Source organism: [Mannheimia] succiniciproducens MBEL55E, assembly GCF_000007745.1.
In the GTDB taxonomy this organism is placed as follows: Bacteria; Pseudomonadota; Gammaproteobacteria; order Enterobacterales; family Pasteurellaceae; genus Basfia; species Basfia succiniciproducens.
In genome coordinates this window covers 780,870-794,131 of sequence record NC_006300.1, presented here as the reverse complement: position 1 = coordinate 794,131, position 13,262 = coordinate 780,870, and the positions used below count along the sequence as shown (strand labels likewise).

At 40.3% G+C, this 13,262-nt stretch carries 10 protein-coding genes; 7 read left to right on the top strand and 3 right to left on the bottom strand.

Going from position 1 to position 13,262, the window contains the following annotated elements; genetic code table 11:
* Positions 1 to 96 precede the first annotated feature (96 nt).
* The gene (gene proQ / locus MS_RS03785; protein WP_041639632.1) at positions 97 to 753 is read right to left on the bottom strand and encodes an RNA chaperone ProQ; all 657 of its coding nucleotides are present in this window, start codon (positions 751 to 753) and stop codon (positions 97 to 99) included.
* A gap of 211 nt (positions 754 to 964) precedes the next feature.
* Between proQ and MS_RS03780 the strand changes: the two genes are divergently transcribed.
* Together MS_RS03780 and MS_RS03775 are read left to right on the top strand one after the other, a co-directional pair.
* Positions 965 to 2,227 (top strand): paraquat-inducible protein A, encoded by a 1,263-nt coding sequence (locus MS_RS03780; RefSeq protein ID WP_041640160.1) that lies wholly within the window; start codon positions 965 to 967, stop codon positions 2,225 to 2,227.
* Positions 2,205 to 4,865, top strand: coding sequence for a PqiB family protein (locus tag MS_RS03775; RefSeq protein WP_041639630.1), 2,661 nt, complete (start codon positions 2,205 to 2,207; stop codon positions 4,863 to 4,865). The genes MS_RS03780 and MS_RS03775 overlap by 23 nt, the downstream gene beginning before the upstream one ends.
* Positions 4,866 to 4,948: 83 nt before the next feature.
* Here MS_RS03775 and pepT read toward each other — a convergent pair whose 3' ends face one another.
* On the bottom strand, positions 4,949 to 6,175 hold the full coding sequence (gene pepT, locus MS_RS03770; protein WP_011199994.1) for a peptidase T: 1,227 nt from the start codon (positions 6,173 to 6,175) through the stop codon (positions 4,949 to 4,951).
* A 465-nt stretch (positions 6,176 to 6,640) separates the two neighbouring features.
* On the opposite strand from pepT, the gene potA reads away from it, so the two are divergent.
* The 4 genes from potA to MS_RS03750 all read left to right on the top strand — a co-directional run bounded on the left by potA (position 6,641) and on the right by MS_RS03750 (position 10,615).
* Positions 6,641 to 7,762: a spermidine/putrescine ABC transporter ATP-binding protein PotA gene (gene potA, locus MS_RS03765; RefSeq protein WP_011199991.1), complete on the top strand. Its 1,122-nt coding sequence runs from the start codon at positions 6,641 to 6,643 to the stop codon at positions 7,760 to 7,762.
* A complete protein-coding gene (potB, locus tag MS_RS03760) occupies positions 7,743 to 8,603 on the top strand; it encodes a spermidine/putrescine ABC transporter permease PotB (RefSeq protein WP_011199990.1) in 861 nt (286 codons plus the stop codon). Before potA ends, potB begins: the two co-directional genes overlap by 20 nt.
* The gene (gene potC, locus MS_RS03755) at positions 8,603 to 9,373 is read left to right on the top strand and encodes a spermidine/putrescine ABC transporter permease PotC (RefSeq protein ID WP_011199989.1); all 771 of its coding nucleotides are present in this window, start codon (positions 8,603 to 8,605) and stop codon (positions 9,371 to 9,373) included. Before potB ends, potC begins: the two co-directional genes overlap by 1 nt.
* 150 nt (positions 9,374 to 9,523) lie before the next feature.
* The gene (locus tag MS_RS03750) at positions 9,524 to 10,615 is read left to right on the top strand and encodes an extracellular solute-binding protein (protein ID WP_041639629.1); all 1,092 of its coding nucleotides are present in this window, start codon (positions 9,524 to 9,526) and stop codon (positions 10,613 to 10,615) included.
* A gap of 126 nt (positions 10,616 to 10,741) precedes the next feature.
* Here the strand turns inward: MS_RS03750 and MS_RS03745 are convergent, their stop codons facing one another.
* The gene (locus MS_RS03745; protein ID WP_041639627.1) at positions 10,742 to 11,734 is read right to left on the bottom strand and encodes a LacI family DNA-binding transcriptional regulator; all 993 of its coding nucleotides are present in this window, start codon (positions 11,732 to 11,734) and stop codon (positions 10,742 to 10,744) included.
* Between the two features lie 251 nt (positions 11,735 to 11,985).
* Between MS_RS03745 and MS_RS03740 the strand changes: the two genes are divergently transcribed.
* Positions 11,986 to 13,257: an MFS transporter gene (locus MS_RS03740; RefSeq protein ID WP_050738253.1), complete on the top strand. Its 1,272-nt coding sequence runs from the start codon at positions 11,986 to 11,988 to the stop codon at positions 13,255 to 13,257.
* Positions 13,258 to 13,262: the final 5 nt, after the last annotated feature.

Sequence of the window (13,262 nt, the reverse complement as noted above, 5' to 3'; positions counted from 1 at the left end):
TAGACTTTCCTAATAAAGAAAAAACATCACATAAGAATACTTACGGATGTATTGACTGTGCCGCCCGTTAATCTAAGCGGCGCAAATTGGAAATTATTATGCAAATAAACGATCGGTTGCTACCGTCAATACAAGGCCGTTATCTAATTCAACCCGGGCGTTATCTTTAATAACATCTAATACAACCGCCTGTTTTGCCGAATCGCCTACTTTGACTTTAACTTGGCTGCCTTTTTGTAAAGTGGCAAAATCAATTTCCTTTAATTCGACTTTTGCTTTACGCACTTTATCGTTTGCCGGTTTACGTGTTGCCTTCATCGCTTTATCCGACGGTTTACGCGCCGGACGTTTTTTAACCTGCTTTGTATTTGCCGCTTTTTCAGCCGCACGTTTTTCTGCAAATTTCGCTTTTGCTTCCGCTAATTGTTGCTGCGCATGTTCTACATGTTCTTGCTCTAACACGCCGGCAGGATTGCCTTGCAAATCTACACGCTCGGCCCCTAAGCGGCAACCGTGTAAATAGCGCCAGTTTGACGTATATTGACGTAATGCGTGACGAAGTTGCGTTTTGCTCACTCGTTCGTCATCTTTTAACGCTTCCGCCAAATCCTGAAAAAGCCCGATTTTAAGCGGTTTAGCTTCACCTTCCACTGAGAAACATAGAGGAAATTTTTCTGCCAAATACGCAATAATCTCTTTATTATTGGTTAGTTTTTGCGATTCAGCTTGTACGTCTGTTTGAATTTCTGTCATTTGTTTTCTATCCTGAACACAACATGTTATGTATGAAAAAATAATCCCGAGCATTTTAGCTTACTTTCTGAATGAATGACAATTAATAATCACATATGCCGGGGGAATTTTTCAAAAATTGCCGAAAATTGACCGCACTTTTCCCTTTTTTCTTTTATTGATGAGCAAATACGGTATAAAATATCCGCCCCTTAAACAAAAACGAGATAATATGGCAAAGGCTTCTTCACTATCGGCATCTCAAAACGCATCCATCGTTCGTTGTAACGATTGCAATGCGTTAGTTGCCCTTTCCGAGTTGAAAAAATCCCAGCAGGCGGAATGTCCGCGTTGTCATAATGTGCTGAAATCACAAGACCGCTGGCGTTTACGCCGTTGTGCCATTATCGCTATTTCAATCCTGATCTTAATGCCCTTTGCCCTCACTTACCCATTGTTAAGCGTAGATTTATTAGGTATAACCGTTGATGCTTCCGTTTGGGGCGGCGTATGGAAAATGGCGACGGAAGGTTATCCCTACACGGCTTTTTTAGTGTTTATTTGTGCGGTATTTCTGCCCGTCAGCTTTGCCCTATTAGTTATTTTACTGTACCTGGCTAAACTAACTCATCAAAAACCCCGGAATTTATTATTTGCTTTAGGCTATATCAAACCCTGGGTAATGTTCGACGTTTATCTTGTGGCTCTTGGTGTCAGCGCCTTTAAAGTGAGGGATTACGCCACCATTCATATTGATATTTATTTAATTGCCTTTGTTCTGACCTCGCTACTGACTACATTACTTTTTATTAAAATTAATCCGAAAGAATTATGGAACGATTTTTATCCGCAAAATCAACATCTAATAAAAATTTCGCCGGAAAATCCACCGCACTTTTGCCGTACTTGCGAATATACCTTTGAGCATTCGGCATTTGATCGAAAATCACATACCATTTGTCCCCGTTGCCATAGCCGGCTGGATACGCCGTCTTACGTCAATCTGCAAAATACCTGGGCGACATTAATTGCCGGGATTATTATGCTTTTCCCCGCAAATATTTTTCCTATTTCCTACACCATTATGAATAATGTCGCCACCGGCGATACGCTGATGTCCGGTGTTATCACCTTTATCGGTATGGGCAGTTATTTTGTTGCATTTGTGGTATTCTTTGCCAGTATTTTTGTGCCGGTCAGTAAAGTATTTATCATGATTTATTTATTATTAAGCATTCATTTCCAATGGAAACATTCGATAAAATGGCAAATGAGTTTATTTCATATCGTTCATTTTGTCGGACGTTGGTCTATGCTTGATTTATTCGTGCTGTCCTTAATGATGTCGTTAGTTACCAGAGGACAAATTATTAATTTTTCGGTAGGACCTGCAGCACTTTATTTTGGCATCGCCGTTTTCCTTACGATGCTTTCAACCACATTCTTTGATACCCGTTTACTTTGGAATATTTATGACAAACAACCAAGCAAATAACCGAGTTAAAATCAACGCCGAAAATAACGTTCAAGCGGCTAAAATTAAACAGGATAAGCGTATTTCACCTTTTTGGTTGCTCCCTATCATCGCCTTATGTATCGGTGCGTTATTATTCTTTCAGATCATCAAGGAACAGGGCGAAACCATTCGCATAACCTTCACGACCGGTGACGGTTTAGTAGCGAATAAAACTCAGGTTCGTTATCAAGGATTACAAATCGGTATCGTAAAAAAAGTTAACTTCACCGATGATCTAAAAAAAGTGGAAGTCCAAGCAAGTATTTACCCTGAAGCAAAAAACGTATTGCGCGAAAATACCAAGTTCTGGCTGGTCCAGCCAAGCGCCTCACTGGCGGGGATATCCGGTTTGGATACCTTAATTTCCGGTAACTATATCAGCCTCCAACCGGGTGACGGAAATTATAAAGATGACTTTATCGCCGAAGAAACCGGCCCTATCGCTCAAGTCAGCGACGGCGATTTATTAATTCATTTGCTTGCCGACGATTTAGGATCAATCTCTGAAGGCGCGTCCGTTTATTATAAAAAAATGCCGGTAGGTAAAATTTATGATTACCGTTTTACCCCGGATCAAAAGAAAGTTGAAATTCAGGTCGTTATTGATAAAGCCTATGCTAATTTAATTAAACAGGATACGCGCTTTTGGAATATCAGCGGTATCAATGCAAATGTAGGCCCGTCCGGCATAACCGTTAATATGGACAGCCTCAATGCCATTGTGCAGGGTGCAATTACCTTTGACTCGCCGGATAACAGCCCGAAAGCGAAACAAGATCAACAATTTACCCTTTATCCCACATTACAAGCCGCACAACGCGGCATTGAAGTGAAAATCACTTTACAAAATCAGGCAGGTTTAAAAGCAGGAAAAACCGAAGTTTTTTATAATAATCTACAGGTAGGAACCCTTGCCAAATTAGATAACGAAGATATCACGCATGCAAAAATAAGCGGAACATTGCTTCTTGATCCCAATATATCCAACGAATTACGAACCAATACCAATATTATATTGCGTACGCCAAAAATGAATTTGGCGACATTAGAGAAACTGCCGGACATGTTGCGCGGTCAGTTTTTTGAAATTATTCCCGGTTCAGGCGAACCGCAGCGGGAATTTCAGGTTTATAAAGAAAGCGATTTACTGTTAAAACAGGCGGATACCTTAGTATTCACTTTAACGGCGCCGGAAACCTACGGTATTGCGGAAGGCCAGCAAATCTTCTACAACAATCTTCCGATTGGCGAAATTGTAAAACAGACGCTTAACGAGCAAGGCGTCGAATATCAGGCGGCAATAGCCGGCAAATACCGTCATTTAATTTATGGTGATAGTCAATTCGTCGCCGCATCGAATTTAGATATTTCTTTAGGCATTGACGGACTTCGGGTTGAAGCGGCAAGCCCTGATAAATGGTTGCAAGGCGGGATTCGCTTAATTGCAAATAAGAATAAAGGCAGCGCCCTTTCTTCTTACCCTATTTACAAAGATTTAAGCAGTGCCGAAGCAGGAATAACAAGTTCGACTCTAACGCCGACAATAACGCTGAATGCGCAAAATTTGCCGAATATCGGCAAAGGTTCTTTAGTACTTTATCGTCAATATGAAGTGGGTAAAGTGTTGGATATTCGTCCGTTAAAAAACAGTTTTGATGTGGATGTCGCCATTTATCCTAAATATCGTCATTTACTCACTAAAAACAGTTTATTTTGGGTGGAAAGCGCTTCTCAAGTGGACATTACCGCGCGCGGAATCAGCATTCAGACGAGCCCGCTGGGGCGCGTTTTAAAAGGTGCCATCAGTTTTGATAACAGCGGCGGCAACAATAATAAAACCCTTTATGCCAACGAACTAAGAGCAAAATCGGCGGGGCAGGTCATTACCTTAACCGCGGATAACGCCACCAACTTAACTAAAGGCATGGCATTGCGTTATATGGGACTGGAAGTAGGGCAACTGGAAAGCATTAATTTGGATCAAAATAAAAATCAAGTGGTCGTAAAAGCCTTAATGAACCCGAATTATATGAACCTGGTTGCCAAAGAAGGTTCCGAATTCCGAATTATTTCACCGCAGATTTCTGCCGGCGGCATCGAGAATCTGGACAGTTTATTGCAGCCTTATATTGATATTGATGCGGGCAAAGGAAAATATAAAACGACCTTCGCAATTAAAAATAACAACAATACCGATAACAAATATAACAATGGTTTCCCGATTATTTTAGAAGCGTCGGATGCGTTAAATATTACGACGGGTTCGCCGATTTACTATCGCGGTGTAGAAGTGGGCAAAATTAATCGTATGGAACTCAATGAGTTAGGCGATCGCGTGCTGATTCATCTGCTTATTGCCAATAAATACCGGCATTTAGTACGCAAAAACTCCGAGTTCTGGATTTCATCCGGTTATAGCGCGGGCGTAGGTTGGTCCGGTATTGAAGTAAATACAGGTACGGTGCAACAGTTACTAAAAGGCGGGATTTCATTCTCTACGCCGTCCGGCACCGTGATTCAACCGCAAGCAGCGGCAAATCAGCGTTTCTTACTACAAATAAAAAAACCGGTTGAAGCCAAAACATGGAATTCCGCCGTATTGCCGGAACAAAACTAAAAATCCTGAAAAAATGACCGCACTTTTGATTGGTAGAATAAATCAAAAAAGTGCGGTCATTTTTTTCCAAATTTTCAGCCGGATTATTTCACCGCTAATTGAGCAATTTTCATAATAACGTCTACCGCACTACACATACCCTCCAGGGTAATTAATTCGTGCTTACTATGGAAATTATAACCGCCGGTAAAAATATTCGGACAAGCCAGCCCTTTTTCCGCTAACCAAGCACCGTCGGTACCGCCCCGAATAGGTTGATGAATAGGTACAATACCGCAAGCTTTCATAGCGGAATCCGCCAACTCAATGGATTGCGGTACTTTGCTTACGGTATCATACATATTGTAGTAATTGTCTGTGATCGTTACTTTTACCGGCTCTTTCAATTGTTTCCGACAATTAAACTCATCAACCCATTTTTCTAAAAACGCTTTGCGTTGGGTAAAAGCTTGTTTATCAAAATCCCGGATTAAATAGTGCAATTCCACTTTCTCGATATCGCCGTGAAACGAATTCAAATGAAAAAAACCTTGTTTTTCTTCTGTTTTCTCCGGTACTTCATCGGTCGGAAAACCTTGTTGAAATTCACAGGCAAGCGTCAATGCGTTCACCATTTTATCTTTTGCCGAGCCGGGATGAATCGCACGTCCGAAAATCGTCACCGTAGCGCCTGCGGCATTGAAATTTTCATATTCCAATTCGCCAACTGCGCCACCGTCAATAGTGTATGCCCAATCGCAAGAGAATTTTTCTATGGGAAAAAATTTCATTCCCAATCCGATTTCTTCATCGGGTGTAAAAGCGACGCGAATGTGACAACGAGGTACCGAACTTTCCTTTAATTGTGAAAGTGCGGTCATAATTTCCGCAATTCCGGCTTTGTTATCAGCGCCTAATAAGGTTGTGCCGTCCGTAACGATTAACGTTTTACCGACCAATTTATGCAGAAAAGTAAAAGTGACAGGGCTGATAAATTCATCGCCGAGCCCCAATGCAATATCACCGCCGCGATAGTTTTCAATAACTTCCGGTTTCACATTTTTTCCACTGCATTGCGGCGAGGTATCCAAATGCGCAATTAAGCCGATTGTGGGTGAATTTTCAATATTGCCGGGCAACAATGCCGTCACAATGCCATGCTTGCTCACTTCAATTTCATCTAAACCTAAGCTATATAATTCCTGCTCTAAAATCTTAGCCAATTTAAGCTGCCCCTGTGTACTCGGAGAGGTCTTGGCACCGGGCTTAGATTGAGTGTCAAGAGAGACATAATTAAAAAAACGTTCTAAAAGTTGTTCGTTATATTGCATAATAATTTCTTCTAAAAATAAAGAAATAAGGCAAATTCTTGAATTCAAGCGTAAATTCCGCCTTTTCCTTATATAATTCGGACGCAGTCAAGTCTATAGCGTTCAACATTTAATATTTTGATGTATGACAATAAATACCTATTTTTTAGTCGGAATTTCTAAGTTTTTTGACAGAACGCAAGTTTTATCTCTTTGTTTTTAACAGATATTTACCTTACGATTGCAGACTTTAAGCATTATTGAAACAATTTTTTAATAAAAAATAATTCGGTTCTAATTTCATCTTTCCAACAAATAAAAAAATAAAAACAAAATTTCGCTTTTTTAGATAAAAAAACTTTAATTTATCAACCATTACCTTTATCATTAGCCCTTACTTTATTATCGGTGTCTATATCATTTTTATAGATGTTTATTTCTACTCAAAACTAAGATTTTTAGTTAATCAGGGGAAAACCAAAGCTAGTGGAAAATATTGTTCAAAGCAAACCAATTATTGAACTGCGTTCTCTCAAAAAATCGTATAACGAAAATACGATCATTGATAATTTTAATTTAACCATTAACAATGGTGAATTTTTAACTATTTTAGGCCCTTCGGGTTGCGGTAAAACGACGGTATTACGTTTGATTGCCGGCTTTGAAGAAGCCAATGGTGGTCAGATTATCCTTGATGGCGAGGATGTGACTGATTTGCCGGCTGAACATCGCCCGGTAAATACGGTTTTCCAAAGCTATGCACTATTCCCCCACATGACTATTTTCGAAAACGTCGCTTTTGGTTTGCGTATGCAAAAAGTGCCGAACGAAGAAATTAAGCCTCGCGTATTGGAAGCTTTGCGCATGGTTCAATTGGAAGAAATGGCGGATCGTAAACCGACTCAATTATCCGGTGGTCAGCAACAACGTATTGCTATCGCGCGCGCGGTGGTAAATAAACCGAAAGTACTATTACTGGACGAATCATTATCCGCACTGGACTACAAATTACGTAAACAAATGCAAAACGAATTGAAAGCATTACAACGTAAATTAGGCATTACCTTCATTTTTGTAACCCATGACCAAGAAGAAGCGTTAACTATGTCCGATCGTATTATCGTGTTACGTAAAGGTAATATTGAACAAGACGGTTCACCGCGCGAAATCTATGAAGAACCGAGCAATTTATTTGTGGCGAAATTCATTGGCGAAATCAATATCTTTGATGCGCAAGTATTAAATCGTGTTGATGAAAAACGCGTTCGCGCTAATGTAGAAGGACGTGTTTGCGATATTTATACGGATTTAGCGGTAAAAGAAGGACAAAAACTGAAAGTATTATTACGCCCGGAAGACGTTCAATTGGAAGAACTTGATGAAAATGAGCAGTCAAGCGCCATCATCGGGCATATTCGTGAGCGTAACTACAAAGGAATGACTTTAGAGTCAACCGTTGAGCTGGAACACAATAACAAACTTGTATTAGTAAGCGAATTCTTTAATGAAGATGATCCGAACATTGATCACTCATTAGACCAACGCGTAGGTGTAACTTGGATTGAAAAATGGGAAGTGGTATTGAACGATGAAAATGACAACGCGTAAATTCCAAAATTCTACCGTTGCTGTTATCTTCGCTTGGCTGATTTTCTTTATGTTCGTACCTAATTTCTTGGTACTTATCGTCAGTTTCCTAAGTAAAGACAGTAGCAATTTTTATGCTTTACCGTTTACCTTTGAGAACTATGCCCGTCTGTTTGAGCCTTTATACGGCACGGTAGTATGGAACTCTTTGTATATGTCCGGTATCGCAACCGTGATTTGTTTACTTATCGGCTACCCTTTCGCCTTTTTTATGGCGAAACTCAATCCGAAATACCGACCAATTTTGTTATTCCTATTAGTATTACCGTTTTGGACGAATTCACTTATCCGTATTTACGGTATGAAAGTATTCCTCGGTGTAAAAGGAATTCTGAATGAATTTCTCTTATTCACCGGTATTATCGACGAACCGATCCGTATTCTTAATACGGAAGTTGCTGTCATTATCGGCTTAGTTTATTTGCTGTTGCCTTTTATGATTTTACCGCTCTACTCCGCTATTGAAAAATTAGACTTGCGTTTACTTGAAGCGGCAAAAGATTTAGGTGCTAACGGTATTCAGCGTTTTATCAAAATCATTATTCCGTTAACCATGCCGGGTATTGTTTCCGGTTGTTTGTTGGTGTTACTGCCGGCAATGGGAATGTTCTACGTTGCGGATCTATTAGGCGGTGCAAAAGTATTATTAGTGGGTAACGTAATTAAGAGTGAATTCTTAATTTCCCGTAACTGGCCGTTCGGTTCGGCAATCAGTATCGGATTAACCATATTAATGGCGTTATTAATATTTGTTTATTATAAAGCAAATAAATTATTGAATAAGAAAGTGGAGTTGGAATAATGAGTCGTGTACTACGTAATATTTTTATGTTAGTGGTGTACGCTTATTTGTACATCCCTATTATCATTCTGGTTGGTAACTCCTTCAATGCGGACCGTTACGGTCTAAGCTGGAAAGGTTTTAGCTTTGCCTGGTATGAACGTCTTGCTAATAACGATACCTTAATTCAAGCCGCCGTGCATTCTGTGACTATTGCGTTTTTTGCCGCAACATTTGCCACAATTATAGGCTCAATGACCGCAATTGCTTTATATCGCTATCGCTTCCGCGGTAAACAAGCGGTAAGCGGAATGTTATTCGTTACCATGATGTCGCCTGATATCGTAATGGCGGTATCATTATTGGCGTTATTTATGATCATCGGAATCTCCTTAGGTTTCTGGTCATTATTATTAGCGCATATTACATTTTGTTTACCTTACGTTGTAGTCAGCGTGTTCTCCCGCTTAAAAGGTTTCGACCTGCGGATGTTGGAAGCCGCAAGAGACCTAGGTGCCAGCGAAGTAACGATTTTGCGTAAAATTATTTTCCCGCTGGCTTTGCCGGCAATTATTTCCGGTTGGTTGTTAAGTTTCACCATTTCAATGGATGATGTAGTAGTTTCATCTTTTGTAAGCGGTGTGAGTTATGAAATTCTGCCGTTGAAGATTTTCTCATTGGTGAAAACAGGAGTTACGCCTGAAGTTAACGCCTTAGCGACTATTATGATTGTATTATCTTTATTGCTTGTTCTGCTCGGACAAATTATCGGCAAAAAAGATAAGAGCTAAATAATAAATAATTACTTCACAAAGAAGCTATTTATCAATAAAATACGCCCTGACCCAAAGCTTGTTATAGCCTAAAGTCAGGCGTTTTTTTTTATGTCTTGGAATTATCAAGGACAGATTTTTTATTCACTCTCAACGGGAGCAAACTCAATGAAAAAATTAGCAGGTCTTTTTGCAGCTGGCTTAATCGCAGTTGCCGTGACTGGTTGTAATGACAAAGAAAGCAAAAGTGCGGACGCAAATGCACCTGAGACGGCAAAAGATAACGGAACTGTTTATCTTTATACCTGGTCGGAATATGTTCCGGACGGTTTATTAGATGATTTCACTAAAGAAACCGGTATTAAAGTTATCGTTTCAAGCTTAGAATCCAACGAAACTCTATATGCTAAATTAAAAACACAAGGAGCTGACGGCGGCTACGATATCATCGCACCATCAAACTACTTTGTGTCAAAAATGGCGCGTGAAGGTATGCTAAAAGAATTAGATCACAGCAAACTTCCTGTTATTCAAGAATTAGATCCCGATTGGTTAAACAAATCTTATGACCCAAATAACAAATATTCGCTACCGCAGTTATTAGGTGCGCCTGGTATTGCATACAATACGCAAACTTACAAAGGTTCGGACTTTACCTCTTGGGGTGATTTATGGAAACCTGAATTTGCCGGTAAAGTACAATTGCTTGATGATGCCCGAGAAGTATTTAACATCGCATTATTAAAATTAGGCAAAAACCCGAATACTCAGGATCCGGCGGAAATTAAAGCGGCTTACGAAGAATTATTGAAATTACGTCCGAACGTTCTCTCCTTTAATTCCGATAACCCGGCCAACGCATTTATCTCAGGCGAAGTGGAAGTCGGTCAATTATGGAACGGCTCCGTTCGTATTGCGAAGAAAGAACAACCGGGCAGCATCGATATGATCTTCCCGAAAGAAGGTCCGGTACTTTGGGTTGATAATTTAGCTATTCCAGCCACATCTAAAAACCCGGATGGCGCGCATAAACTAATTAACTACTTGTTAGGTGCAAAAGCGGCTGAAAAATTAACCTTAGCGATCGGCTATCCGACCGCTAACGTGGAAGCCAAAAAAGTATTACCTAAAGAAATCACGGAAGATCCGGCAATATATCCGACTGCTGAACTTTTAAGAACGGCAAATTGGCAAGAAGATGTTGGTGAAGCAGTTGAACTTTACGAAAAATATTATCAAGAATTAAAAGCGGCAAAATAACCGTTATTAATGAGATAAAAAACGCCAAATTTTTATTTGGCGTTTTTTGTTGCAAGTACATAAAAAATTAAAGCATAAAAAATATTTCCCGCTTCATCCTAAAATTACAGCTCTTTCACTGCCGGTCTAACAAGATTCCCCTTCAATCAGCGGGCAAGGAAGCTGATGAATATCTCTATCCTTCCGCCCCTCGATCAGATGAAGAGCCGCCTCTTGCCCCATTTGGTAATGAGGAAGCTCAACCGTAGTTAGGGGAGGAATAAAGAGTTGAGCTATCCCGACCATATTATCATAAGCGCAGACGGCCACATCTTCAGGAATTCGATAGCCCTTAGCAAGCAAAAGCTGGTAAGCAACCAGCGCAATCCGATCATTACCGCAGATAATCACATCAAAAGGCAGAGGATCCGGCTTCTCCAGATAATCTATCAGGGGCTGAGCGCCTTCAAAATAGTCCTCTCCGTCTCTTCTCATAAAGAACTGTACAGGTTTCTGACCGGAGTGATTCGCCCAGGCATCTTCAAATGCCTGACGACGCTTGGCGGTCGCAATATAATTCTTTGGAATATGGAGAAAAAGAGGACGTTGATATCCCTTAGCAACAATTCTGTCAACCACTACTCGCTGTCCCTGATAATCATCGGGAATATAAGCGGCGACAGCCATATCCTGAGTTTGACAATTTGCCAGAACTAAAGGAAAGCTCCGTAATTTTTCAGGAATAGAGACATTCTTAAGCCCGTTACGGGCAATAATGATTGCGCTGGGGCGATGAGAAAGCATCTGTTCTACTGCATCTTCCATAGCCTGAGAATCATTTTCAAACGTATTAATAACAAAAGAATTCCAGCCGTGTTGGCGGACGGTCTGCTCAATTCCCAAAAGGATTTCCACAGAAAAAGGAGTAGTAGCCGTTCCTAAAGACAAAACGCCGATAGTATTAGCCGCTACTCCCCTGATATGCTGGGCGGCTAAATTAGGAACATAACCCAGACGATCAATTACTTCTTTGACCACCTTATAAGTCTTAGGTGATAGTTTATCAGGACTCTTAAGAGCCCGGGAAACAGTCATCAGAGAAACACCCGCTTCTTTCGCTACATCTTTAAGTGATACCATAAGCACTCCTATTGAAATAACAATCCCATAATATCTTCTTTTTGTTTAATTTGTTAACCTTAACACTATTTTTTGTGACATCGATCACAAATTTAAAATGTTAACGTTAAATTTTATGATCTACTTCACATTTTAAGCTAAAAATATTTGTTTTATTAAAATGCTAACGTTAACATTTTAAATAAAGAGGGGATAGATTATTTTTTTCATCTCCCTATTTTCCACATTAAAATCCTTGATAAGGAGTGCTTATGACAAGCCAAAATAAGATAAATGCGGTTCCTTCAAATCAAAATTTTTATTTGAACAACCGTAACTATTGGATCTTTAGCGGTTACTTTTTCGTCTATTTCTTTATTATGGCCACATGTTATCCCTTCTTAGGCATTTGGTTGGGAGATATTAACGGTCTGTCGGGAGAAGATCGAGGCACAGTATTTGCTATGATGTCTTTCTTTGCCCTTTGCTTTCAGCCTGTTTTTGGCTATGTGTCAGATAAATTGGGATTGAAAAAACATCTCCTCTGGGTATTAGGTATAAGCCTTTTAATCTATGCACCTTTTTTTATCTATATTTTTGCACCGTTGCTTAAAGTGAATGTTTGGTTAGGTTCCTTGGTTGGCGGCGCCTATATCGGCTTTGTTTTCCAGGCGGGAGCACCGGCTTCGGAAGCTTATATTGAGCGGGTCAGCCGTCGTAGTAAATTTGAATACGGGCGGGTCAGAATGTTCGGAATGTTCGGCTGGGCTATTTGCGCCTCCATAGCCGGAGTCCTTTACGCTACCAATCCTAATCTGGTCTTTTGGCTTGGTTCTATAGCCTCTCTAATCCTTTTACTTTTGATAGCCCTAGCTAAGCCGGAACAAACCAGCACTGTGCAAATCGCGGAGAAATTAGGGGCTAATAAAAATCCGGTTAACCTCAGACAGGCATTCGCTCTCCTCAAACTACCGAAATTCTGGGCGCTTCTGGCTTATGTAATGGGAATTGCCTGTGTTTACGACATCTTCGACCAACAATTCGGTAATTTTTTTAATACCTTTTTTGAATCGCACGAACAAGGAATCAAAATGTTTGGTTATGTAACCACTGCCGGTGAATTGTTAAACGCCCTGATTATGTTCTTTGTTCCCCTTATCATTAACCGTATCGGTGCTAAAAATGCTCTGCTTATTGCGGGAACCATTATGAGCGTGCGGATCATCGGCTCTTCCTATGCAATCGAGGCCTGGCATGTGGTAGTTTTAAAAACTCTGCATATGTTTGAAGTTCCTTTTTACCTAGTAGGACTATTTAAATACATTGCTAATGTGTTTGAAGTACATTTTTCTGCGACCATTTATCTGGTAGCCTGCCACTTTGCCAAACAGATCGGCAATATGCTGGTATCCCCTTTGGTAGGCGCTTGGTACGATACCTATGGTTTCCAAGATACTTACCTAATTCTAGGCTGCATTGCCGCCGGATTCACCCTGCTTTCGGTTTTTACACTTACCGGCAAATCCTTATCGTCTCAATCATAATCAGG